Consider the following 24,383-nt stretch of genomic DNA (forward strand, 5'->3'; position numbering starts at 1 on the left):
TATCACATGGAAGTTGTTCTCTCTTTGACTACCTCTCACGGCCTGTCCGAAGCTGATCTCCGAGCGGCCGCGGCGCCGGATCCGTCGTACGCGCGGGAGCGGTAGAAAGGCACAGGCCAGATCATGAGCAACATCGAAGACCCGGCGGACGACCGTCTGGAGGTCACCCCGCCCAAGACCTGGGCGACCGGACTGCCCGCGGTGACGCACGCCATGCAGTACTCGCTCGGCCAGACGTCGGTCCGGCGGACGGCGCTGACCCTGCTGAACATCAACCAGACCAAGGGCTTCGACTGCCCCGGCTGCGCTTGGCCGGAACCAGCTCCGGGCCACCGGGCGAAGAACGAGTACTGCGAGAACGGCGCCAAGCACATCAACGACGAGGCGACCTCGCGCCGGGTCACCGCGGACTTCTTCCGGGAGCACTCCGTCTCGGAGCTCGGCGAGAAGTCCGACTACTGGCTCAACCAGCAGGGCCGGCTGACCGAACCCATGGTCAAGCGGCCCGGTGCGGACCACTACGAGCCGATCGGCTGGGACGACGCGCTCGCCCTGATCGCCGAGGAACTGCGCCGGCTCGACTCGCCCGACGAGGCCCTCTTCTACACCTCGGGCAGGCTCAACAACGAGGCCGCCTTCCTCCTCCAGCTCTTCGCCCGGGCCTACGGCACGAACAACCTGCCCGACTGCAGCAACATGTGCCACGAGTCCAGCGGCTCGGCACTGCAGGAGACGCTGGGCATCGGCAAGGGCAGCGTGAGCCTGGACGACATCCACCACTCCGACCTGATATTCGTGGTGGGCCAGAACCCGGGGACCAATCATCCGCGGATGCTCTCCGCCCTGGAGGAGACCAAGCGCAACGGCGGCCACATCGTCGCCGTGAACCCGCTGCCCGAGGCCGGGCTGATGCGGTTCAAGCATCCGCAGAAGGCCCGCGGAATCGTCGGGCGCGGCACCCCCATCGCCGACCAGTTCCTGCAGATCCGCCCCGGTGGCGACCTCGCGCTCTTCCAGGCGCTGAACCTGCTGTTGCTGGAGGCCGAGGACGCCAGCCCGGGAGCGGTGCTGGACCACGGGTTCATCGAGGCGTACACGACGGGCTTCGAGGACTTCGTCGAGCAGGCCCGCAAGGCCTCCTGGGACGACATCCTCGACGCCACCGGGCTGACCCGCGAAGAGATCGAGGCCGTGGGCGAGCGGGTGCTGCGGAGCGAGAAGATCATCGTCTGCTGGGCGATGGGGCTGACGCAGCACAAGCACGCCGTCCCCACCATCCGTGAGGTCGTCAACTTCCTCATGCTGCGCGGCAATATCGGCAGGCCCGGGGCCGGCGTCTGCCCGGTGCGCGGCCACAGCAATGTGCAGGGCGACCGGACCATGGGCATCTGGGAGCGGATGCCGCAGAGCTTCCTGGACGCCCTGGAGCGTGAGTTCGCCTTCACCCCGCCCACCCGGCACGGCCTGGACTCGGTGGACGCCATCCGGGCCATGCGCGACGGCGACGCCAAGGTCTTCGTCGGAGTCGCGGGAAACTTCATCCGGGCCACGCCCGACAGCGACGTCACCGAACGGGCCATGCGGCGGTGCCGGCTCACCGCGCACATCTCCACCAAGCTGAACCGCTCCCACACCGTCTGCGGCGAGACCGCGCTGATCCTGCCGACGCTCGGCCGCAGCGACCGCGACATCCAGGCGGGCGGGGAGCAGTTCATCACCGTCGAGGACTCCATGAGCGAGGTGCACGCCTCGCGCGGCCGCCTGCATCCGGCCTCCCCGTACCTGCTCAGCGAAGTCGCGATCATCTCGCGGCTGGCCCGGCGGACCCTCGGCGACCACCCGTCCATCCCCTGGGAGAAGTTCGAGGCGGATTACGGAACGATCCGGGACCGTATCTCCCGGGTCGTGCCGGGCTTCGAGGACTTCAACGCCCGGGTGGCCCGGCCGGGCGGCTTCCGGCTGTCCAACCCGGTCAACGAGGGGGTGTTCCCGACCCCGAGCGGCAAGGCCGTCTTCACCCGCAACGACTTCGAGATGCCGCACGTCCCCAAGGGCCATCTCCTCTTGCAGACCCTGCGCTCGCACGACCAGTGGAACACCGTTCCGTACGCCATGAACGACCGCTACCGGGGCATCCACAACGCCCGCCGGGTGGTGCTCGTGAACCCCGCCGACCTGGAGGCACTCGGGCTCGCCGACCGCGGCGAGGTGGACCTGGTGAGTGTCTGGCGTGACGGTGTGGAGCGCCGCGCGGAGAAGTTCCGGGTGGTCGCCTATCCCACCACTCCCGGTTCCGCCGCGGCCTATTACCCCGAGACCAACGTCCTGGTGCCGTTGGACAGCGTGGCCGACATCAGCAACACGCCTACGTCGAAGGGTGTCGTGGTCCGCCTGGAGCCCGCCGTCGCTGTGGGCTGATGCAGGGGAAAGCCCTGCGTGGACCCTGGACAACGTGTCGAGCGACACCGAGAATACTGACTACCCCATACTGTATGCATCTCCATGCCCGGCAGGCGGTTCGAACTCGACCGGAGTGAGGTAGCCCAGCATGTCGACACCAGTAACCCGTTTCGTCCAGCCCACCCGCAGCGCGCCCGGCTCCGAGACGGTCATCGACCGTCTCGTGGAGTCCAACCGCGCCTATGCCGCCGGATTCGTCGACCCCGGCATGGACGCCCGCCCTGTCCAGCGGGTGGCCGTCGTGGCCTGCATGGACGCCCGCATCGACCTGCACGCCGCACTCGGCCTGGAGTTGGGCGACTGTCACACCGTCCGCAACGCGGGCGGTGTGGTCACCGACGACACGATCCGCTCCCTGACGATCAGTCAGCGCGCGCTGGGCACCCGCAGCGTCATACTCATCCACCACACCGGCTGCGGCCTGCAGAGCCTGACCGAGGGCTTCCGGCACGAACTCGAGATGGAGGTCGGCCAGCGGCCCGCCTGGGCGGTGGAGGCTTTCGCGGACGTCGACCAGGACGTACGCCAGTCGATGCAACGGGTGCGCACCTCGCCGTTCCTCCCGCACACCGACGACGTACGCGGCTTTGTCTTCGACGTGTCGACGGGGCTGCTGAGGGAGATCGACCCGCGGTCCTGAGCGCCGTTTTCGGGCGCCGGCGCCCTGTCTCTCCAGTCGAGGGCGGAGTCTCTGTCTCCGTAGTCGGGCGCCTGGGCTCACTGTCTCCGTGGCCAGGCGCCCCCGAGTCGCGCCCCGTGATCAGACGCCGCGGCCGGCCACCGCGGCGATCTGCTTGCAGTAGAAGTCGGTGGTGTTGCTGGTGTGCCGGCGCATGAGCTCTTCGGCGCGGTCGGGGTCGCCGTCGGCGATGGCCTCGATGATCCGGGCGTGCTCGCTCCAGGCGTCCTTGCCGCGGGGTCTGGCGATGGGCATGTAGTACCAGCGCACGCGTCGGTCCACCTGGGGGATGAGCTCGGCGAGGACCGTGTTGCGGGAGAGGTGGGTGATGTGGGCGTGGAGGGCGGCGTTCGCCTCCACGATGGCCCGGGCGTCGCCCGCCGCGAGGGCGGTGAGGCCCGTCTCCTGCAGTTCCCACAGCTGGGCCACATCGTGGGGAGTGGCGTGTTGGGCGGCGCCGCGCGCGGAGTGGGTTTCGAGAAGGGCCCTGACGCTGAGGAGCTGGGCGCATTCCTCCGTGGTGGGGGAGTGGACGAAGGCGCCCTGTGCGGGGCGCAGATCGACCCAGCCGGCCGTGTGGAGCCGTTGGAGCGCTTCGCGTATCGGCTGGCGGCTGACGCCGAGTCTTTCGGCGAGCTCGGCCTCGACCAGGTGCTGGCCGGGTTTGAGGGAGCCGTTGATGATCAGTTCGGTCAGGGCGTCGTAGACGGCCTGACGCAGCGGGGCGGGCCGGATGATCGGGCCGCGGGCTGCCACGGTGGGTGTCTCGGGCATGGGCCCTCTCCCTCGTTCGACTGCTGACGCCAAACCCTCGGCTTCGGGATACTGAGTTTAGTATGCAATAGCCACTCGGGCGTGTGGCCTGCGCCGCGAAGTTCGCGGAAATTACCCAGCCGCACCTCTGGCGCCGAGAAAGGGATGCAGAATACTGTATGCAATCATCGTTGCACCGGCAACCGCTCCCGAGGGGGTCACCCCGTGTCGTACCGCACCGCTCTCTCCGAAGTCCTGACCAGTGTCATCGCGCCCTCGGCCGAAGCGACCGGCAAGAAGGGCAAGTTCCCCCGCGAAGCCGTGACGGCCCTCGGCCGTTCCGGGCTGCTGGGACTCACCGTCTCCACCGAATTCGGCGGTGGCGGAAGGGGTCTGCCGGAAGCCGTCGAGGTGGTGGCGCTGACGGCGCGCGTCTGCCCGGCGACGGCAGCCGTGCTCCAGTCCCACTACACGGCGGTCGCCGTCCTCGAGTCGTACGGCAGTCCCTGGGTGCGCGGCGAGATCGCCGCCGGACGTCATCTCAGCAGCCTCGCTCTGGTGGAGGACGGCACCGGCGAGCAGGGGGTGGAGGCTCAGCTCCTGGTGTCGCGCTCCCTTGCCGCCCGCTCCGGTGACGTGGTCGCCCTGCGCGCCCGCAAACACCAGGTGGTCGCGGCGGGAGAGGCCGACAGTTACGTGTGGTCCTCCCAGCCGCTCGCCGCACCGGACGGCCTGACGCTCTGGGTGGTTCCGGCGCACGCCCCGGACCTGTTCGTCCCGGCGCGGCCCGGCGGGGCGGGGCCGTACGGCAGTGGGACGTCCACGGTGTTCGCCGACCCGGTGCTCGTTCCCGCCGACGCGATGCTCGGCGGCGACGGCGGCGGACTCGACATCGTGCTGCGCACCGTCCTGCCGTGGCTGCTCGAACTGCGGGCCGCCGCCGGCGTCGAGGCCCTCCGTCCGCCGGCTGTCGACGTCGGGTCCGCTCGGCGCCCCGCCGATTCCCTCGCCTCGTCCTGAACCGGGCCCGGACGACGGCCCGTGCGGTCAGCCCTGGCTCGACCCGGCGGCGATCTGCTTGCGGTAGAAGTCGGTCGTGCGCTCGGTGTGCTTGCGCATGACCTCGCCCGCGCGGTCCGCGTCGCCCTTGGCGATGGCCTTGATGAGCTGGCTGTGCTCGTTCCAGGCTTCCTTGCCGCGGGGTTTGGCGATGGGCGTGTAGTACCAGCGGACCTTCTGGCCCACCTGCGAGATCAGTTCGGCCAGTACGGCGTTGTCGGCCACGGAGGTGACGAAGGCGTGCAGAGCGGTGTTGGCCGCGACCAGGCGTTCGACGTCGCCCTCGGCGAGAGCGTCGACGCCGTCCTTCTGCAACTCCCAGAGGCGTTCGATGTCCTCGGGCTTCGCGTGCTGGGCGGCGAGCTGGGCCGAATAGGTCTCCAGTACCGAGCGGACGCCGAGGAGCTGGGCGGCCTCTTCTTCGGTGGGGGAGTGGACGAAGGCGCCCTGGGCGGGGCGCAGGTCCACCCAGCCGGCGGTCTGCAGCCGCTGCAGCGCTTCGCGCACCGGCTGACGGCTGACGCCGAGGTGTTCGGCGAGCTCGGCCTCGACCAGGTGCTGGCCGGGCTTGAGGGAGCCGCTGACGATCAGCTCGGTCAGGGCGTCGTACACGGCCTGGCGCAGTGGTGCCGGGCGGGTGACGCGCCGGGCCGCGGCGGCCGTGAGTGCCTCGCGCATGGTTGCCCCGTTCTGCCACCGGGTCCGCGAGGGCCGACGGCTCTGCCAAGTGGTGGCCGCCGAGAGGGTTGCCGACGGCAGCGTCAGCATACAGGTTTTGGTATGCAAGATGGTGTGGGCTGCCGGTCGTGAGGCCCTGGTCGGCAGGGGTCCCCGTGGGCGCGCCGGCCTCCGGCGCGCCCACCCCGGTTCTTCGAGTGCAGGCACGTGCCGGAGCAGGCCACGTTCCTCGGTGCGCGCACACCCGGGATCGAGGAACCTTCTTTGCGATCGAGTTCTGTATACAGAAGCCTGTATGGGGTAGTGTCCAAGTCTCCTGCAACCCTCGCCGGGGACCCGCGTGACGGAAGGCGGAGCGATCATGACGACCAGCGGGAGTGACGTGACGGTCGAGGACGTGGTCCGGAGGGTGGTGGCCGGTCACCGGGGCCGGCGCGGTGCGCTGCTCCCCGTACTGCACGCCGTTCAGGCCGAGTTGGGCCACGTACCGCAAGAGGCGATCCCGGTGCTCGCCGACGAACTCAACCTCTCCCGGGCGGACGTCCACGGAGTGGTGACCTTCTACCACGACTTCCGCCGCGAGCCCGCGGGACGCACCACGGTGCGCATCTGCCGTGCCGAGGCATGCCAGGCCCTCGGGGCCGAGGGCCTGGTGGGCTACGCCCGCGAGGCCGGACTGACCCTCGGGGAGACGACGGCGGACGGTTCGGTGACCGTCGAGCAGGTCTTCTGCCTCGGCAACTGCGCACTCGGGCCGTCCGTGGAGGCGAACGGTCGGCTGTACGGACGAGTGGGCCCGGCCCAACTGGGCTCGCTCCTCAACGGGACGGTCTCATCATGAACAACTCTTCGCACTCCGCGGCGACGGTCTACGTCCCCCGCGACTCGGCGGCCAGGTCCGTCGGCGCGGACGAGGTCGCGAACGCACTGCAACGCGCGGCCACACGTGGGGACTTCGCCATCGACGTGGTGCGCAACGGATCGCGCGGCATGCTGTGGCTGGAGCCGATGGTCGAGGTCGTGACCCCACGGGGCCGCGTCGGCTACGGGCCGGTGGCACCCTCGGACGTGGAGGGACTCCTGGCCGCCGGCATGCTCGACGGGGCGGACCATCCGCTGCGGCTCGGCCTCGTCGACGAACTGCCCTGGCTGGCACGCCAGACGCGCGTCACCTTCGCCAGAGTCGGGGTGACCGACCCCCTGTCGACGCGGGACTATCTGGAGCACGGCGGGCTGGTGGGGCTGCGCGCCGCCCTGCAGCGCGCACCCGCGGACGTGGTCACGGAGGTCACCGCATCCGGACTGCGCGGTCGCGGCGGAGCCGGCTTCCCGGCCGGCATCAAGTGGAAGACCGTGCTCGACTGCGCCGACGAGCTGAAGTTCGTCTGCTGCAACGCCGACGAGGGCGACAGCGGGACCTTCGCCGACCGCATGGTCATGGAGGGCGACCCGTTCCTGCTCATCGAGGGCATGACGATCGCCGCGCACGCGGTCGGGGCGAGCGAGGGCTATCTCTACATCCGCTCGGAGTACCCCGACGCGGTGGCCACGATGCGCGCGGCGATCGAGATCGCGCGTGAGCACGGCTGGCTCGGCAAGGGCATCCTCGGCTCCGCGCTCGACTTCGACCTGCATGTCCGCGTCGGCGCCGGCGCGTACATCTGCGGCGAGGAGACCTCCATGCTGGAGAGCCTGGAGGGCAAGCGCGGCATGGTGCGCGCCAAGCCGCCGATTCCGGCGATCGAGGGCCTGTTCGGCAAACCGACCGTGGTGAACAACGTCCTCACGCTGGCGACCGTGCCCGTCGTCCTCGCCGACGGCGCGAAGGCGTACCAGGAACTCGGCGTCGAGCGGTCGCGCGGCACTCAGGTCTTCCAGCTCGGCGGCAACATCGCGCACGGCGGCATCGTGGAGACAGCGTTCGGCGTCACCCTGCGCGAACTGGTCGAGGACTACGGAGGCGGGACCTTCTCCGGACGCCCCGTGCGCACGGTGCAGGTCGGCGGTCCGCTCGGCGCCTATCTGCCGACGTCGATGTTCGACCTGCCGATGGACTACGAGGCCTTCGCCGCGGCCGGCGCCATGGTCGGCCACGGCGGCATCGTGGTGTTCGACGACACCGTCGACATGGCCGCCCAGGCTCGCTTCGCGATGGAGTTCTGCGCCGAGGAGTCCTGCGGCAAGTGCACTCCCTGCCGGGTCGGTTCGGTGCGCGGCGTCGAGGTGATCGACAAGATCGTGGCCGGCACGCACCGGGACGAGAACCTGGCGCTGCTCGAGGATCTGTGCGACCTGATGACCGATGGCTCGCTGTGCGCGATGGGCGGGCTGACACCGATGCCCGTACGCAGCGCCCTCGCTCACTTCCCCGACGACTTCCTCGGCGGCCGTCGACTCCTGGAGATCCAGCCCGTACAAGCGACTGGCGTGAGGACGGAGGGCACGGCATGACACTCCTCAAGGAGCCCGACTTCGGAACCCCGGAAAGGCCCGGCCCGGCGACGGTGTCGGTGGAGGTGGACGGCCTGCCGGTGACCGTCCCGGAGGGCACGTCGGTGATGCGCGCCGCCGCACAGGCCGGCGTCGACATACCCAAACTGTGCGCCACCGACAGCCTTGAGGCGTTCGGCTCGTGTCGGCTGTGCGTGGTGGAGATCGACGGACGGCGCGGCACCCCGGCGTCCTGCACCACACCGTGTGCCGACGGCATGAAGGTGAGCACCCAGACGCCCAAGGTGGAAAAGCTCCGCCAGGGCGTCATGGAGCTCTACATCTCCGACCATCCGCTGGACTGCCTCACCTGCCCGGCCAACGGTGACTGCGAACTGCAGGACATGGCCGGCGTGGTCGGGCTGCGGCAGGTCCGGTACGGCTACGAGGGCGAGAACCATCTCGACGCCGAGAAGGACACGTCCAACCCGTACTTCGACTTCGACCCGTCCAAGTGCATCGCCTGCTCCCGCTGCGTGCGGGCCTGCGGCGAGGTGCAGGGCACGTTCGCGCTGACCATCGAGGGGCGCGGCTTCGAGTCCAAGGTCTCGGCGGGCGCCGGCGAGACCTTCATGGACTCCGAGTGCGTCTCCTGCGGGGCCTGCGTGCAGGCCTGCCCGACCTCGACGCTGCAGGAGAAGTCGGTCGTCGAACTCGGCATGCCGACCCGGTCGGTGGTCACGACCTGCGCGTACTGCGGTGTCGGCTGCTCCTTCAAGGCCGAGCTGCGTGGCGACGAACTGGTCCGGATGGTGCCGTACAAGGACGGCGGAGCCAACGAGGGCCACTCCTGCGTGAAGGGCCGGTTCGCCTTCGGCTACGCCACGCACCCCGACCGCGTACTGAAGCCGATGGTCCGCGAGAAGATCACCGATCCATGGCGCGAGGTCGAGTGGGACGAGGCGATCGGCACGGTCGCCCGGCGGATGCGCGAGATCCAGGACCGCTACGGATCGAGTGCGATCGGCGGCATCACCTCGTCGCGGTGCACGAACGAAGAGGTCTACGTCGTCCAGAAGATGGTGCGCGCGGCGTTCGGCAACAACAACGTCGACACCTGCGCCCGCGTGTGCCACTCCCCGACGGGATACGGGCTCAAGCAGACCTTCGGCGAGTCGGCCGGCACCCAGGACTTCCGGTCGGTGGCCGAGGCCGACGTGATCATGGTGATTGGGGCCAACCCCACGGACGGACACCCGGTGTTCGCCTCCCGGATGAAGCGCCGGCTGCGCGAGGGCGCGAAGCTCATCGTGGTCGACCCGCGCCGCATCGATCTCGTGCGCTCGCCGCACATCGAGGCCCAGCACCACCTCCAGCTCAGGCCGAGCACCAACGTCGCCGTGGTCAACGCCATGGCGCACGTGGTGGTCACCGAGGGTCTGGTCGACCGGTCCTTCGTGGACCAGCGGTGCGAAGGGTTCGACGAGTGGGCGGAGTTCATCGCCCGCCCGGAGAACAGCCCCGAGGTCGCCGAAGCGATCACCGGGGTGCCGGCCGAGGAGCTGCGGGCCGCCGCCCGGCTGTACGCCGAGGCACCCAACGGCGCCATCTACTACGGCCTCGGCGTCACCGAGCACAGCCAGGGCTCGACCATGGTGATGGGTATGGCCAACCTGGCGATGGCGTGCGGCAACATCGGCCGGGACGGCGTCGGCGTGAACCCGCTGCGCGGTCAGAACAACGTGCAGGGCTCGTGCGACATGGGCTCGTTCCCGCACGAACTCCCCGGCTACCGGCACGTCTCCGACGACGCCGTGCGCAACGTGTTCGAGAATCTCTGGGGCGGCACCATCCTCGCCGAGCCCGGACTGCGTATCCCGAACATGTTCGACGCGGCGATCGACGGAACCTTCCGCGGACTGTTCGTGCACGGCGAGGACATCGCCCAGTCCGACCCCAACCTCAAGCACGTCACCGCCGCGCTCGAAGCCATGGAACTGGTGGTCGTGCAGGACTTGTTCCTCAACGAGACGGCCAAGTTCGCGCACGTCTTCCTGCCCGGCGCTTCCTTCCTGGAGAAGGACGGCACCTTCACCAACGCCGAGCGCCGGATCAACCGGGTGCGCGCGGTGATGAAGCCGAAGACCGGCAAGCATGAGTGGCAGATCGTGAGCGAGATCGCCACCGCCATGGGCTATCCGATGTCGTACGACCACCCGAGCCAGATCATGGACGAGATCGCCTCGGTCACCCCCACCTTCACGGGTGTGTCCTTCGAGGTGCTGGACAAGCTCGGCAGCGTCCAGTGGCCGTGCAACGAGTCGGCTCCGGAGGGAACGCCGGTCATGCACGTGGACGAGTTCGTCCGGGGCAAGGGCAAGTTCGTGGTCACCGCCTTCGTGCCGACGAACGAGCGCAGCACCCGGCGCTTCCCGCTGGTCCTGACCACGGGGCGGATCCTCAGCCAGTACAACGTCGGCGCGCAGACCCGTCGTACGGGCAATGTCGCGTGGCATCCCGAGGACGTCCTGGAGCTGCACCCTCACGACGCCGAAGTGCGCGGCATCACCGACGGTGACCTGGTCACTCTGGCCAGCCGCGTCGGACAGACGACGCTGCGCGCGGAGATCTCCGACCGGATGCCGACCGGGGTCGTGTACACCACGTTCCACCACCCCGTGACCGGCGCCAACGTGGTGACCACGGAGAACTCCGACTGGGCGACCAACTGCCCGGAGTACAAGGTGACCGCCGTACAGGTCGGGCTCGCGCACCCGCTCCAACAGGCGGACGCGGAGCCGGCGGCGGACGACCTGGTCACGGTGGTGGACTGAGATGGCAGCCGCCGTGCCACCGGAACGACGGATGGCCAACGACATCGCCGCGAACCTCGGACACCTGCCGGGGGAACAGGCCGCCGAGGCGGTCGCGGGCCACATCGGCAGGTTCTGGGACCCACGCATGCGCAATCGCCTGTACGAGTTCGTCGACGCCGGAGCGGATGGTCTCGACCCCTTGGTGGTCGCGGCGGTGAAGCTGCTGCGCTGACCCCTGGGTTTCGCCGGCCCCGTGTCCGGCCCCGGGCTCGGGGCCGGGGCAGGTTCACGAGCGGAGAACCCAAAACGCCTTCTGAGCTGGGACGACGAGACTTTTCAGAGCCTCTGTCGTCCCGGCACGGGAGGCGTTTTTCGCTTGCGCGCGACCGGACAGCTACGGGCCGCGATCGGGCCATAACCCTGGCTGGTAATGGCCTAGTCAATCTTCCCGAAACACTCTGGACATCTACTTTCGTCTCTCCATACCGTATGCAATCTCACCATGGGAGCTTCGGTCACGGTCCGGGATGCCGCCCCGGACCACCCCCCACCGCATGAAGAGAAAGGCACAGGGAGCGCACGCCACACTCTTTTCACGCAAGGGAAGACACACAATGTCAGCAATACCTGAGGTGACTCCCCCCGCTTATCGGGAAGTCACCGACGTGAACGGCCGCGTGTACCGGATCGGCGAGAGCGACCGCTCCATCCTGGGCAGGCCCCGGGCCTGGATGGTCTGGCTCCCGTGGTTCGCGATGATGGGTGTCAGTGTCTTTGAGTACGGCTACAGCTCCGCGGAGTCGACGCTGGAGAACGTCCACGGGTGGACGCTCACGGAGGCGTTCTGGATCGCCAGTATCTGGGCGGTCTTCCAGGCCGGGGTGGCCTTTCCCGCCGGCCGGCTGAGGGAGAAGGGAGTCGTTTCGGCCAAGACCGCCATGCTGACCGGTGCGCTCCTCTCCGGCCTGGGCATGGTGTCCCTCGCCCACTTCGGGAGCCCCGCCGTCGTGATCATCGGCTACTCGGTGCTGGGCGGCACGGGTGCGGGACTGGTGTACGCGACCTGCATCAACATGGTCGGCAAGTGGTATCCGGACAACAAGGGCGCCCGCACGGGCTTCGTCAACGGCGGCTTCGCCTACGGAACCCTGCCGTTCATCTTCGTCTTCAGCTACTGGTTCCACCCCGGGAACTTCAAGCTCGTGCTCGACCTGATCGCGCTGTTCATGGTGGTCACCGTGGCCGTCTGCGGCATGTTCTTCAAGGACCCGCCGAAGAGCTGGTGGCCGCAGGACGTGGACCCGCTGAACCGTGGCGCGAGCGAGGATGCCGCGCGGGTCGCCAGGCGGCTGGCCAAGAACCCGCCCGCGGCACGCCAGTTCACCCCGATGGAGGCGATCCGGACCGGTCAGCTGCCGCTGATGTGGTTCGCGCTGGTGTGCATCGGCGGGGTGTCCCTCTTCGGCATCAACTTCCAGGTGCCGTTCGCCAAGAGCCTGGGCTTCGGGCCGCTGGTGGCCGCGTCCTCGGCGGGTGTGCTCGCCGTGGTCAACGGCGTCGGCCGGGCGGCCGTGGGCTGGCTCTCCGACACCCTGGGCCGCCGGCAGACGCTGACGCTGGTGCTGCTGGTGGCTGGCGTTGCGCAGTTCGGCGTCCTGTGGTCGGGCAAGGCGCACAACGAACCCCTCTTCCTGTTCTTCGCCTTCCTGAACGGATTCGGCGGCGGCGCCTTCTACCCGCTGTTCGCCGCGCTCGTACCCGACTACTTCGGCGAGAACAACAACGCGCAGAACTACGGCCTGGTCTACAGCGCCAAACTGGTCGGCGGTGTCGGCGGCGGCGGTCTGGCCGCCTCCGTGATCAGCGCCTGGGGCTACACCGGCGGCTACACCCTGGCCGGAGGCATCGCCTTCCTCTCGGCGGCGATCACGATGTTCCTACGGCAGCCCGGGCGCAGGCGCGGGGAACGCGGCCTCGACCAGGAGGTCAGCAGGATCCCCGCACGGACCCGCGCCGACGCGACGGGTTGAGCGGGCCGACCTCAAGGGGATCTGCGCCCTCATAAAAGGGAATCTGTGCCCTCATAAATCGTGCGCGGGCGAACGGATCCAGGCTCGGTTCAGCGGCAGTTCCGCGCCGGGTCGTCCGCGACACGGGGCGAGGCCGGTCGGTGGGATGCGCTCCCTGCTCCGACCGGCCTCGCCCAATTCCTGTGCCCGTCCAACGCGCACTCCCGCAGCGCCTACACCTCGCCCAACTCCTTTGAGGGCGTGCCTACTCGGGGCCGGATCGTCAGCCGCCGATGGCGGACATCGGGCGCTCGGGCTGCAGGAACGCCGGGTCGTCGAGCCCGGAGCCGGCCTTCTTGCCCCACATCGCGGCGCGCCACAGCTCGGCGATGTGCTGATCGGACGCACCGGAACGTACCGCCGTGCGCAGGTCGGACTCCTCGCGCGCGAACAGACAGTTGCGCACCTGCCCGTCGGCGGTGAGGCGGGTGCGGTCGCAGGCGCGGCAGAACGGCCGGGTGACCGAGGCGATCACCCCGACCCGGGCCGGTCCGCCGTCGACCAGCCAGCGTTCGGCGGGCGCGGAGCCGCGTACGGAGGGGACCTCGGGGGTGAGGGTGAAGCGGGCGGAGAGCTTCTCGAAGATCTCGACGGCAGTTACCAAGTCGCTTCGCCGCCAGCCGTGTTGGGCGTCCAGCGGCATCTGCTCGATGAAGCGCAGCTCGTAGTCGTGCGCGACGGCCCAGGCCAGCAGGTCGGGGGCCTCCTCATCGTTGATGCCGCGCATGAGTACGGAGTTGACCTTGACCGGGGTGAGGCCCGCCTCGCGGGCCGCGGTCAGGCCGTCGACGACGTCGTGGTGCCGGTTGCGTCGGGTGAGGGTTTTGAAGACGTCGGGGCGCAGGGTGTCGAGGGAGACGTTGACCCGGTCGAGGCCCGCCGCTTTCAGGGCAGTTGCGGTGCGCTCGAGACCGATGCCGTTGGTCGTCAGGGAAATCTGGGGGCGCGGCTGAAGGGCGGCGACCCGCTCGACGATGCCCACGAGTCCGGGGCGCAGCAGGGGCTCGCCGCCGGTGAAGCGGACCTCGGTGATGCCGAGGCAGGTGACGGCTATGTCGATGAGACGGACGATCTCGTCGTCCGTGAGCAGATCGGGCTTGGCCAGCCACTGCAGACCTTCTTCGGGCATGCAGTACGTACACCGCAGATTGCACCGGTCGGTCAGCGAAACCCGTAGATCGGTGGCGGTCCGACCGTGGGTGTCGATCAGCACGGGTTACACCTTTCCCTTTGTTTTCTGGGCACAACGGCGTTGTGGTGGGGGGAAGGTGACGCTTCCCCCCCACCACGTGATGAGCGATTACAGGGCCTTGAGTTCCTCGGTGATCTCCGCGACGGAGGTCTTCGCGTCGCCGAAGAGCATCGTGGTCTTCGGGTCGTAGTACAGCTCGTTGTCGATGCCGGCGAAGCCGGGGCTCATCGAGCGCTTGAGGACGATGATCGAGTGCGCCTCGTCCACGTTCAGGATGGGCATCCCGTAGATCGGCGATCCCGGGTTCGAGCGGGCGGCCGGATTGGTGACGTCGTTCGCACCGATCACGAGCGCCACTTCCGTACGGCTGAACTCGCCGTTGATGTCGTCCATTTCCTTGAGCTGCTCGTACGGTACGTCGGCCTCGGCGAGCAGCACGTTCATATGGCCCGGCATCCGCCCCGCGACGGGATGGATGGCGTGCTTGACCTCGATGCCGCGTTCCTCCAGGTGCTTGGCCATCTCCCGTACCGCGTGCTGGGCCTGCGCGACCGCCATGCCGTATCCCGGAACGATGACCACCTGGCTCGCGTACGCCATCTGGATCGCCGCGTCCGCCGCGCTCGTCCGGCGCACCGTCTGGTCCACCGGACCGGTGCCGGGACCGCCGGCCGCCGCGCCGCCGCCGAAACCGCCGGCGATGATCGAGGGGATCGAGCGGTTCATGGCCTTGGCCATCAGGTTGGTCAGGATCGATCCGGACGCGCCGACGATCATGCCGGCGACGATCATCGCGATGTTGTCGAGGGCCAGGCCCGCGGCCGCGGCGGACAGTCCGGTGAACGCGTTGAGCAGCGAGATCACCACCGGCATGTCCGCACCGCCGATCGGCAGGACCACCATCACACCCAGCACCGCGGCGAACAGCAGCACGCCGATGATCAGCAGTTCCGAGTCCGCTCCCGTACCGATGGCCGTCGCGCAGGCGACGGAGGCGAGGAACAGCACGATGTTGAGCGGCTGTTGACCGCGGCCGAGGCTGATCGGCCGGCCGGGGAGAATCTCCTGCAACTTGCCGAAGGCGATCAGGGAGCCCCAGAAGGAGACCGAGCCGACGACCGCCCCGAAGAGCGAGGCGATGGCCACGTACGCGGCCTCGGAGGCGTAGGCGTGGGTGTCCCTGAACTCCACCCAGGCGACCAGTGCCACCGTGCCGCCGCCGACGCCGTTGAACAGGGCCACCATCTGCGGCATCGCGGTCATCTTGACGCGTTGCGCGCTCGGCACGCCCAGGACCGTGCCCAGGCCGATGCCCAGCGCGATCAGCGACCAGTTGCTCGTACCGGGCGTGAGCAGCGTGGCGACGACCGCGATCGCCATGCCGGCCGCGGCGATGAGGTTGCCGCGCACCGCCGTTCGCGGTCCGGTCAGGCCCATCAGGCCGTAGATGAAGAGCGTGAACGCGATGATGTAGAGAACGTCGATCAGATCACTCATGGTCGCCGGCACCCTTTGCTGCAGGGCTCGGCTTGTTCTTGAACATGCCGAGCATCCGGTCCGTCACCAGGAAGCCGCCGACCACGTTGATCGTGCCGAACGCGATCGCGATCACCAGCAGAAGCTGGTTGAGGAAGCCGGACGCGGCCTGACCCACCAGGATCAGACCGCCCAGCAGCACAATGCCGTGGATGGCGTTGGTGCCCGACATCAGCGGCGTATGCAGGGTGTTGGGCACCTTGGAGATCACGGCGAAGCCGACGAAGCCGGCCAGCACCAGAATGGCGATATTGGCCAGGAACATCAGGCCTCCTTGTCACGGGTGACGCAGGAACCGGCGAGTATCTCGTCGGAGAAATCGGGGGCGATCTTGCCGTCGACCACCATCAGGTCCAGCAGGGACTGCACATTGCGGGCGTACAGCTCGCTGGCGTGCTCGGGCATCGTCGCGGGCAGGTTGAGCGGTGCCGCGACGGTGACGTCGTGGCGTACGACGGTCTCGCCCGGCTCGGTGAGTGCGCAGTTGCCGCCCATCTCCCCGGCGAGGTCCACCACCACGCTGCCGGGCCGCATCCGCTGCACCGCCTCGGCCGTGACCAGCTTCGGTGCCGGGCGCCCGGGCACCAGCGCGGTGGTGATCACCACGTCGAAGCCGGAGATCGCCTCGGTCAACCGGCGCTGCTGCTCGGCCTGTTCCTCCTCGGTCAGCGCGCGGGCGTAACCGCCCTCACCGGAGGCCTGGATGCCCAGGTCCAGCCACTTCGCGCCGAGCGACCGCACCTGCTCGGCGACTTCGGGCCTGACGTCGAAGCCGGTGGTGCGGGCGCCGAGACGCTTCGCGGTGGCGAGCGCCTGCAGCCCGGCCACGCCCACGCCGAGCACCAGGACGGTGGCGGGCTTCACGGTGCCGGCGGCCGTGGTGAGCATCGGGAAGAAGCGGGTGGACCGCTCGGCGGCCAGCAACACCGCCTTGTATCCGGCGACGTTGGCCTGCGAGGACAGGGCATCCATCGACTGCGCGCGGGAGATCCGCGGTACGGCTTCCATGGCGAAGCCGGTGATACCGGAGCTGCGCAGTTTCGCCGTGGTCTCCGGCTGGGTCAGCGGCGCCAGGAAGCTGATCAGCGTGGAACCGGAGCCCAGCGCGTCGATCTCCCGAGCCGTCGGCGGGTTCACCTTGACCACGACGTCGGCGTCCCACGGATCACCGATGGAGGCCCCGGCCTGCTCGTACTGCTCGTCGGGAATCAGTGCCCCGGCTCCCGCCCCGGCCTCGACCACGACGGCAAGACCGGCGGCTCGCAGCCGTTCGACGACGTTGGGGACCAGTGCTACGCGGCGTTCGCCCGCCGCCGTCTCCAGCGGCACCCCGATCAGTGCCGTGGGGCCGGCTTCTGCTGCTGCGGTGTCCAGGTTCATGTGGTGTCCCTCATGGCTCTCCAAGGGGTCTGCGAGTCGGGTGCCACGAGACTGTACATCCAAGAAGGATACTGCATACAGTATTCATCACTTCCCTTCGAGAGGAGCCGCCGTGAGAATTGCAGTCCTCGGAGCCGGTGCGATCGGCGCCTATGTCGGAGCGGCACTGCACCGTGGTGGCGCTGACGTCCACCTCATCGCCCGAGGTGAGCACCTGCGGGCGATCCGTGCTCATGGGGTCCGGGTGAACAGCCCGCGCGGTGACTTCGTGGCGCGGCCCCACGCCACGGACGACCCGGCCGAGGTCGGGGTCGTGGACTACGTGTTCCTGGGGCTCAAGGCACACGCCTACCCGTCCAGCGGTTCGCTGGTCGCCCCGCTGCTCGGCGACCGGACCGCGGTGGTGGCCGGGCAGAACGGCATCCCGTGGTGGTACTTCCACAAGCTGGCCGGTCCCTACGAGGGGCGCCGGATCGAGGCGGTCGACCCAGCCGGCGCCACCAGCAAGGTCCTGCCGCCGGAACGGGCGGTGGGCTGCGTGGTCTACCCCGCCACGGTCATCGAGGCCCCCGGTGTCATCCGGCACCTGGAGGGCACCCGCTTCTCCATCGGCGAGCCCGCGGGCGAAGTTTCCGACCGCTGTACGGCCTTGAGTGAGGCCATGGTCGCGGGCGGGCTGAAGTGCCCGGTGGAGCCGAACCTGCGCGACGACATCTGGATCAAGCTGATGGGCAACGTCGCGTTCAACCCGATCAGCGCGCTGACCCGGGCGACGATGGTCGAGATCTGCCAACATCCGCTCACCCGGCGGCTGGTCACCCAGCTCATGGAGGAGACCCTCGAGATCGCGGCCAGAGTCGGCAGCACCCCGGACATCTCGATCGAGAAGCGGCTGCGCGGTGCGGAGGGGGTCGGCCACCACAAGACGTCGATGCTCCAGGACCTCGAGGCGGGCAAGCCGCTGGAACTCGACGCCATCGTGACCGCGGTGGTGGAGATGGCCGACATCTCCGGCGCCGACGCACCCACCCTGCGTGCGGTGCACGCCGCCACCGACCTGCTGTCGCGACGCAGTACGGCGGGTGCGGAGAACGCCGGCACAACGCAGAATCCAGTGCCTGCCTGACAGGTGCCGGCGGTGCCCGGGCGGGAGCCCGGCGAGGACGGGGCGACCCCCGCGTGCTCGCCGCGGCTGCCGTACCGGCTGCGGGGGCAGGAACGGAGGGCGCGGCATGCCACGCTCGGTAAGCTTGGCTGGTCACATGGCATCCAGTCGGCTCCAAGCGCTGGCGCGGCGCCAGGCAGAGAGGAGTCGTCATGCTGTTCCGCCAGCTCGAGTACTTCGTGGCGGTGGCCAGGGAAAGGCACTTCGCCCGGGCGGCAGAAGCCTGCTATGTCTCGCAGCCCGCGCTCTCGGCGGCGATCGCCAAGCTGGAGCGTGAATTGAACGTCACGCTGATCAACCGTGGCCACAACTACCAGGGCCTCACTCCGGAGGGCGAACGGCTCGTCGTGTGGGCCAAGCGCATCCTCGCCGAGCAGGACGCGTTCAAGGCCGAGGTGGCCGCCGTACAGTCCGGCATCACCGGGACGCTGCGGCTGGGCACGGAACCCACCGCGTCGACGACCCTGGCGCTGCCCGTCGCCGCGTTCTGCTCGGCGCACCCCCTGGCCAAGGTGCAGGTCCGCTCCCGGCTGTCGACGAAGGAGCTCCTGCGCCAGCTGCGCGAGTTCGAACTGGACGCCGCGATCGCCCACTTCGCGCCGGGCGACCGGGAGAACCTGCAGGTGATGCCGCTGTACGAGGAGCGGTACATGCTGCTGGTCTCGGGCGACCAGCTGATGACCCAGACCAACACCATGACGTGGACGGAGGCGGCCCAGCTGCCGCTCGCGCTGCTGACACCCGACCACCGGATCCGCGAGCTCATCGACAGCGTGTTCGCGGACAAGGGCGTCGTGGTGACCCCGCAGGTGGAGACGGACTCGATCGCCTCCCTCTACGCGCATGTGGGCGGCGGCGAGTGGGCCAGCATCGTGCCGCACTCGTGGCTGCGGGCGATGCCGGTCATCGGCAGGACCAGAGCCGTGCGCCTGGTCGACCCGGACGCCAGGGCCCAGGTCTCGGTGGCGATCCACGCGGCAACTCCCGGTTCGATCGCCGCCCGGGCGTTCGTGAACGCGGCAACGGGCCTGTCGCTGGACGACTTCTTCGAAGAACCCCTGCCGACCGAGCACCGCGTGAGGTGAGCGGGACCCTCCAGGTCACTGGGCGTACCGGGCCTCCACCGCCCGTCGGTCGAGCGCTCCCTTGGCGGTGTGCGGCAGCGCGGCGACGACCTCCAGCCGGTCGGGCACCTCGTACGCGGCCAGCCGGTCACGGCAGTACTGGAGGATCTGCTCGGACCCGAGCCCCTCGCCCTCGCGTACGACGACGGCGGCGCCGACCCGTTGCCCGTACGTCGCGTCGGGCACGGCGAACACGGCCGCCTCGGCGACTCCGGGACAGCCGGCGAGGATGTCTTCGACGTGCTCGGGCGAGATCTTCTCGCCGCCCCGGCTGATCAGGTTCTTGATGCGTCCGGTCAGGGACAGGTAGCCGTCCTTGTCCAGTGAGCCCAGGTCACCGGTGCGGAACCAGCGGTCGGCGAAACTGCGCGCCGTCTCGGCCGGGTTGCCGAGGTAGCCGCGGGCGACGGTGGGACCGTGCACCCACACCTCACCCTCCGTGCCGACCGGACATGGAGACCCGTCCTGGTCGACGACGCGGAGGTCCACCCCGGTCGGCCGGCCGACCGAACCGTGCTTCAGCGGACCCCGCTGCGACAGCGGCTCGCTGGTCGCCTGGTGCGTGGACTCCGTCATCCCGTACGCGGACAGCAGCGGTGCGCCGAGCGTGCGCTCAAGAGCCCGCTGCGTGGCCGTGTTGAGGGGCGCACTGCAGCTGCGTACGAACTTCAGGGGCGGGACCTGCGGACCCGGGTACTCGATCTCCGAGCGGTCCAGCAGGATCTCGTAGATGGTCGGGACCGCGGTGAACCACGTCGCGGACGCGGCCCGCATGTCGTTCCAGAACGTGCGCGCCGAGAACCGGCCCCGCTCGGGCAGCAGGACGCACCCGCCGCTCGCCAGCGACGCCAGAAGTGCCGCGAACAGCCCGTGGCCGTGGAAGAACGGCATCACCGCGACCGTCGCGTCACCGGGCCCCAACTCGTAGGTGGCGCAGATGTTCCGCACCGAGGCAGCCACGTTGGCGTGCGTCAGCGGGACCATCTTGGCCCGGTCGGTGGTTCCCGCGGTGAACAGGACGAGGGCGTCGTGGCTGGACAACTCGGCTGCCGCGCCCCGAACCTGGCGCACCACACCCGCGCCGGTGTCGAGCACCGCTGCCGCCGTTCCCGCCCGGGAGGCGTCCACGCGCAGCGGCCAGGTCGGGAGGGGGAGCCGTGCGACCGGCGGGGCGCCGGCCGCGGAGGGACCGAGGAGCACCGCCTGCGCACCCAGCGCCTCGAGCCGCGCGGACAGCTGCGACTCGGGCAGCGCCGGGTCGATCGGAGCGACCACCAGACCGGCCCGTGCCGCACCCAGCAGCGCGACCACGAACTCGGCGTTGTTCGCGCAGACGAGACCCACCGCGTCCCCGCGGTGCAGCCCCGTGCCGCCGAGCCGGGCGGCCACGTCGTCGGCCAGCGCGGCGAGGGCGCGGTACGACAGGTGCACCCGGTCGCCGGTGACGACAAGCGCCCTGGCATGCGGGCGCTCGCGAACGTGCCGATCGAGAAGATCGACGAGACCCGTGACCGCCGGGGGCCGGTACCGGTCCGCGTCGCGCACGGACGCCGCCGCCGGAACGGCCATGACTCCACCTCCTCGCGCCCAGCCTGATGAAGCAGTCCTCTGCGAGCCTGCGGCGGCGTGCGGAGCGCGTCCAATACCCACTGGTGAACGGCCGATAGCAGGCGTCTATCAAGGGAGCTGCGAGGCGACATCGCACCCCTCCACCAGCCATCGATAGATGCTGTTTATCAGTTGGTCGTCGATGGGTCTTGGACGCGGGCAGGCGCGCTTACGAAGGTGAGAGCAGTAGCCGCACAGGCAGGACCTGCCCAAGGAGGACCTCGGACCATGACCGCCCCCTCGACAATGGAGACCGCGGCAGCAGCCGACGTTCCGACCGAGCTCACCGACGGGTACCACCTGGTCGTCGACGCGCTCAAGATGAACGACGTCGACACCATCTACGGGGTGGTCGGCATCCCGATCACCGACCTGGCCCGCCTCGCACAGGCACAGGGCATCCGCTACATCGGCTTCCGTCACGAGAGCAACGCCGGACACGCGGCCGCGGCCGCCGGCTACCTCACGAAGAAGCCGGGCGTGGCCCTGACGGTGTCCGCACCGGGCTTCCTCAACGGGCTTGTCGCGCTGGCGAACGCGACCACGAACTGCTTCCCGATGGTCCAGATCTCCGGCTCCAGCGAGCGCCACCTCGTCGACCTCAAACAGGGTGACTACGAGGAGATGGACCAGCTCGCCGCCGCGCAGCCGTTCGTGAAGGCCGCGTACCGGGTGAGCCGGGTGGAGGACATCGGCCGGGGCATCGCCCGCGCGCTGCGCACCGCGATCTCCGGGCGCCCCGGCGGGGTCTACCTCGACATCCCCGCCGCGGTGCTCGGCTCCATCATGGACGCGGAGGCGGGCGCCAGGACGCTGAGCCGTCTCGTCGATCCCTCGCCCCGCCAACTGCCCGCGCCGGAGGCGGTGGACCGCGCGATCGAGCTCCTGGCAGGCGCCGAGCGGCCGCTGGTGGTGCTCGGCAAGGGCGCCGCGTACGCGCAGGCCGACGCCAAGATCCGTGAGTTCATCGAGTCCACGGGCATCCCGTACGTACCGATGTCGATGGCGAAAGGCCTGCTGCCCGACGACCACCCGCAGTCGGCGGCCACCGCCCGCTCGCTGGCGCTGAAGAAGGCCGACGTCGTCATGCTCGTCGGCGCCCGCCTCAACTGGCTGCTGAACCACGGCGAAGCACCGCAGTGGAACCCCGACGCCAAGTTCATCCAGGTGGACATCGAGCCCAAGGAGATGGACAGCAACCAGCCCATCGCCGCCCCGCTCGTCGGAGACATCGAGTCGGTGCTCGACGCCCTCGCCGAGCGGACCAAGCCGGGCCAGATCGCGGCTCCCGCGGCCTGGAAGGACGAGCTGGCGGCGCGCTCGGCGCAGAACGTCGCGAAGATGGCGAAGCGCCTAGAAGCCGACCCGCACCCGATGCAGTTCATGGGCGCCCTGAAGGCGGTGCGTGACATCGTGCGCGAGCGCCCGGAGACGTACATCGTCAACGAGGGCGCCAACGCGCTGGACATCGCGCGCAACGTCATCGACATGCACGTACCGCGCCACCGCCTCGACAGCGGCACGTGGGGCGTCATGGGCATCGGCATGGGTTACGCGATCGCCGCCGCCGTCGAGAGCGGTGCCCCGGTCGTCGCCGTGGAGGGCGACAGCGCCTTCGGGTTCAGCGGCATGGAGCTGGAGACGATCTGCCGCTACAAGCTGCCCGTCGTCACGATCATCATGAACAACGGCGGTGTCTACCGCGGCGACGACGTCAACCCGCTCGACGACGCCCCGTCGCCGACGACCCTCATGCTCTCCGCCCGCCACGACCTGATGATCGAGGCGTTCGGCGGCAAGGGCTACCGCGCGACCACGCCCGCCGAGGTCACCGCCGCTCTCACCGAGGCACTGGCCTCGGGCGGACCGGCGCTCATCGACTGCGTGATCGACCCCTCGGCCGGCACCGAGAGCGGCCACATCTCGCACCTCAACCCGAAGGGCATCACGGTCGGCAACATCACGCCGGCCAAGAAGTGACCTCCTCGGAAGTGACCGTCTCCACCCCGAACTCCAGCTCCCGCACAGCCCACCCTCGCACCGAGATCATTCACGAGAAGGAAGCCACCATGAGTGAAAAGCCGCTCGCCGGAATCAAGGTGATCGACTTCACCGGGGTCCAGGCCGGTCCCGCCTGTACCCAGATGCTCGCCTGGTTCGGAGCCGACGTCATCAAGGTCGAGCGCCCCCAGGGCGGCGACGTGACCCGCAATCAGCTGCGGGACATCCCCGACCTCGATGCCCTGTACTTCACCATGCTGAACAGCAACAAGCGCTCGCTGGCCATCAACACCAAGACCCCCGAGGGCAAGGAGGTCATGGAGAAGCTGATCCGCGAGTCGGACATCCTGGTCGAGAACTTCGCGCCGGGCGCCATGGACCGTATGGGTCTCGGCTGGGACTACATCCACGAGCTGAACCCGCGCCTGATCTTCGGCTCGGTCAAGGGCTTCAACGACGACTCGTCGTGGTCCGACCTCAAGGTCTACGAGAACGTCGCGCAGGCGGCCGGTGGCGCCGCGTCCACCACGGGTTTCTGGGACGGCCCGCCGACCATCAGCGGCTCGGCCCTCGGCGACAGCAACACCGGTATGCACCTGTTGATCGGCCTGCTGACCGCGATCATCCAGCGCAACGCGACCGGTCTGGGCCAGAAGGTATCGGTGTCCATGCAGGACGCCGTGCTCAACCTGACCCGGGTCAAGCTCCGTGACCAGCAGCGCCTGGAGAAGGTCGGCTACCTGGAGGAGTACCCCCAGTACCCGCACAGCGAGTTCGGTGACGCGGTGCCCCGCGGCGGCAACGCCGGCGGCGGCGGTCAGCCGGGCTGGATCCTGAAGTGCAAGGGCTGGGAGACCGACCCCAACGCCTACATCTACTTCACGGTCCAGGAGCAGAACTGGAAGCGCACCGCTGAGGCCATCGGCCACCCCGAGTGGGTCGACGACCCGGAGTACACGACCGCCCGGGCCCGCCAGCCGCACATCATGGACATCTTCGGCGAGATCGAGAAGTGGCTGGCCGACAAGACCAAGTACGAGGCGGTCGACATCCTGCGCGAGTGGGAGGTGCCCTGCGCCCCCGTGCTCAGCATGAAGGAACTCGCCGAGGACCCCGACATGCGCAGGAGCGGCACGATCGTCGAGGTCGAGCAGAAGGAGCGCGGCACTTACCTGACGGTGGGCAGCCCGATCAAGTTCTCCGGCTTCAAGCCCGACATCAAGGGTGCGCCGCTGCTCGGCGAGCACACCGACGAGGTGCTCGCCGACCTCGGCTACGACGCGGACGACATCCGCAAGCTGCACGAGGGCCAGGTCGTCGCCTGACCCGGAACAACACGGTGCCCCGCGTACGGTCCTCGTACGCGGGGCACCGGCATGTGAGGGGGTGTCAGCGGGGGAGGAGCCCTCCGCTGAACGCCGGAAGCGACCGCG

Annotated in this window: 19 protein-coding genes; 12 read left to right on the forward strand and 7 right to left on the reverse strand. The window is 69.2% G+C overall.

Going from position 1 to position 24,383, the window contains the following annotated elements; genetic code table 11:
* The first annotated feature begins 123 nt into the window (after positions 1–123).
* Both AB5J53_RS39605 and AB5J53_RS39610 read left to right on the forward strand, forming a co-directional pair.
* Positions 124–2,418, forward strand: a complete 2,295-nt coding sequence (locus AB5J53_RS39605) for an FdhF/YdeP family oxidoreductase (RefSeq protein WP_369250422.1) — start codon at positions 124–126, stop codon at positions 2,416–2,418.
* A gap of 130 nt (positions 2,419–2,548) precedes the next feature.
* Positions 2,549–3,100, forward strand: coding sequence for a beta-class carbonic anhydrase (locus AB5J53_RS39610; RefSeq protein ID WP_369250423.1), 552 nt, complete (start codon positions 2,549–2,551; stop codon positions 3,098–3,100).
* A gap of 120 nt (positions 3,101–3,220) precedes the next feature.
* On the opposite strand, the gene AB5J53_RS39615 is transcribed toward AB5J53_RS39610, so the two are convergent.
* Positions 3,221–3,913 carry a GntR family transcriptional regulator gene (locus AB5J53_RS39615; RefSeq protein WP_369250424.1) on the reverse strand — a complete coding sequence of 231 codons (693 nt, stop codon included), beginning with the start codon at positions 3,911–3,913 and terminating at the stop codon, positions 3,221–3,223.
* A gap of 204 nt (positions 3,914–4,117) precedes the next feature.
* Between AB5J53_RS39615 and AB5J53_RS39620 the strand changes: the two genes are divergently transcribed.
* Positions 4,118–4,912, forward strand: coding sequence for an acyl-CoA dehydrogenase family protein (locus AB5J53_RS39620; RefSeq protein WP_369250425.1), 795 nt, complete (start codon positions 4,118–4,120; stop codon positions 4,910–4,912).
* A 27-nt stretch (positions 4,913–4,939) separates the two neighbouring features.
* Here the strand turns inward: AB5J53_RS39620 and AB5J53_RS39625 are convergent, their stop codons facing one another.
* Positions 4,940–5,629 (reverse strand): GntR family transcriptional regulator, encoded by a 690-nt coding sequence (locus AB5J53_RS39625; RefSeq protein WP_369250426.1) that lies wholly within the window; start codon positions 5,627–5,629, stop codon positions 4,940–4,942.
* 361 nt (positions 5,630–5,990) lie between these two features.
* On the opposite strand from AB5J53_RS39625, the gene AB5J53_RS39630 reads away from it, so the two are divergent.
* The 5 genes from AB5J53_RS39630 to AB5J53_RS39650 all read left to right on the forward strand — a co-directional run bounded on the left by AB5J53_RS39630 (position 5,991) and on the right by AB5J53_RS39650 (position 12,905).
* Positions 5,991–6,470 (forward strand): NAD(P)H-dependent oxidoreductase subunit E, encoded by a 480-nt coding sequence (locus AB5J53_RS39630; protein ID WP_369250427.1) that lies wholly within the window; start codon positions 5,991–5,993, stop codon positions 6,468–6,470.
* A complete protein-coding gene (locus AB5J53_RS39635; RefSeq protein ID WP_369250428.1) occupies positions 6,467–8,080 on the forward strand; it encodes a formate dehydrogenase beta subunit in 1,614 nt (537 codons plus the stop codon). The genes AB5J53_RS39630 and AB5J53_RS39635 overlap by 4 nt, the downstream gene beginning before the upstream one ends.
* On the forward strand, positions 8,077–10,893 hold the full coding sequence (gene fdhF / locus AB5J53_RS39640) for a formate dehydrogenase subunit alpha (RefSeq protein ID WP_369250429.1): 2,817 nt from the start codon (positions 8,077–8,079) through the stop codon (positions 10,891–10,893). Before AB5J53_RS39635 ends, fdhF begins: the two co-directional genes overlap by 4 nt.
* Position 10,894: 1 nt before the next feature.
* Complete coding sequence (locus AB5J53_RS39645) at positions 10,895–11,107, forward strand: formate dehydrogenase subunit delta (protein WP_369250430.1); 213 nt, start codon at positions 10,895–10,897, stop codon at positions 11,105–11,107.
* Positions 11,108–11,489: 382 nt separating this feature from the next.
* Entirely contained in the window at positions 11,490–12,905 is a 1,416-nt protein-coding gene (locus tag AB5J53_RS39650; RefSeq protein ID WP_369250431.1) for an OFA family MFS transporter, read from the forward strand.
* A 262-nt stretch (positions 12,906–13,167) separates the two neighbouring features.
* On the opposite strand, the gene moaA is transcribed toward AB5J53_RS39650, so the two are convergent.
* From moaA to AB5J53_RS39670, 4 genes are all read right to left on the reverse strand, one after another.
* Positions 13,168–14,157 carry a GTP 3',8-cyclase MoaA gene (moaA, locus tag AB5J53_RS39655; protein ID WP_369250432.1) on the reverse strand — a complete coding sequence of 330 codons (990 nt, stop codon included), beginning with the start codon at positions 14,155–14,157 and terminating at the stop codon, positions 13,168–13,170.
* A gap of 87 nt (positions 14,158–14,244) precedes the next feature.
* A complete protein-coding gene (locus AB5J53_RS39660; protein ID WP_369250433.1) occupies positions 14,245–15,633 on the reverse strand; it encodes an NAD(P)(+) transhydrogenase (Re/Si-specific) subunit beta in 1,389 nt (462 codons plus the stop codon).
* Positions 15,626–15,937, reverse strand: coding sequence for an NAD(P) transhydrogenase subunit alpha (locus tag AB5J53_RS39665; RefSeq protein ID WP_369250434.1), 312 nt, complete (start codon positions 15,935–15,937; stop codon positions 15,626–15,628). Before AB5J53_RS39665 ends, AB5J53_RS39660 begins: the two co-directional genes overlap by 8 nt.
* On the reverse strand, positions 15,937–17,052 hold the full coding sequence (locus tag AB5J53_RS39670) for a Re/Si-specific NAD(P)(+) transhydrogenase subunit alpha (protein WP_369250435.1): 1,116 nt from the start codon (positions 17,050–17,052) through the stop codon (positions 15,937–15,939). The genes AB5J53_RS39665 and AB5J53_RS39670 overlap by 1 nt, the downstream gene beginning before the upstream one ends.
* A 112-nt stretch (positions 17,053–17,164) precedes the next feature.
* Here AB5J53_RS39670 and AB5J53_RS39675 point away from each other — a divergent pair, with 112 nt between their 5' ends.
* On the forward strand, positions 17,165–18,178 hold the full coding sequence (locus tag AB5J53_RS39675; RefSeq protein ID WP_369250436.1) for a 2-dehydropantoate 2-reductase: 1,014 nt from the start codon (positions 17,165–17,167) through the stop codon (positions 18,176–18,178).
* Between the two features lie 191 nt (positions 18,179–18,369).
* Positions 18,370–19,302, forward strand: a complete 933-nt coding sequence (locus tag AB5J53_RS39680) for a LysR family transcriptional regulator (protein WP_189190875.1) — start codon at positions 18,370–18,372, stop codon at positions 19,300–19,302.
* Positions 19,303–19,317: 15 nt separating this feature from the next.
* On the opposite strand, the gene AB5J53_RS39685 is transcribed toward AB5J53_RS39680, so the two are convergent.
* Positions 19,318–20,910 (reverse strand): FadD7 family fatty acid--CoA ligase, encoded by a 1,593-nt coding sequence (locus tag AB5J53_RS39685; protein ID WP_369250437.1) that lies wholly within the window; start codon positions 20,908–20,910, stop codon positions 19,318–19,320.
* Between the two features lie 267 nt (positions 20,911–21,177).
* Here AB5J53_RS39685 and oxc point away from each other — a divergent pair, with 267 nt between their 5' ends.
* Positions 21,178–22,929, forward strand: coding sequence for an oxalyl-CoA decarboxylase (gene oxc, locus AB5J53_RS39690; RefSeq protein WP_369250438.1), 1,752 nt, complete (start codon positions 21,178–21,180; stop codon positions 22,927–22,929).
* 89 nt (positions 22,930–23,018) lie between these two features.
* Positions 23,019–24,275, forward strand: coding sequence for a formyl-CoA transferase (gene frc, locus AB5J53_RS39695; protein WP_369250439.1), 1,257 nt, complete (start codon positions 23,019–23,021; stop codon positions 24,273–24,275).
* Positions 24,276–24,383: the final 108 nt, after the last annotated feature.

The sequence above is a fragment of the Streptomyces sp. R41 genome, assembly GCF_041053055.1.
Lineage (GTDB): Bacteria > Actinomycetota > Actinomycetes > Streptomycetales > Streptomycetaceae > Streptomyces.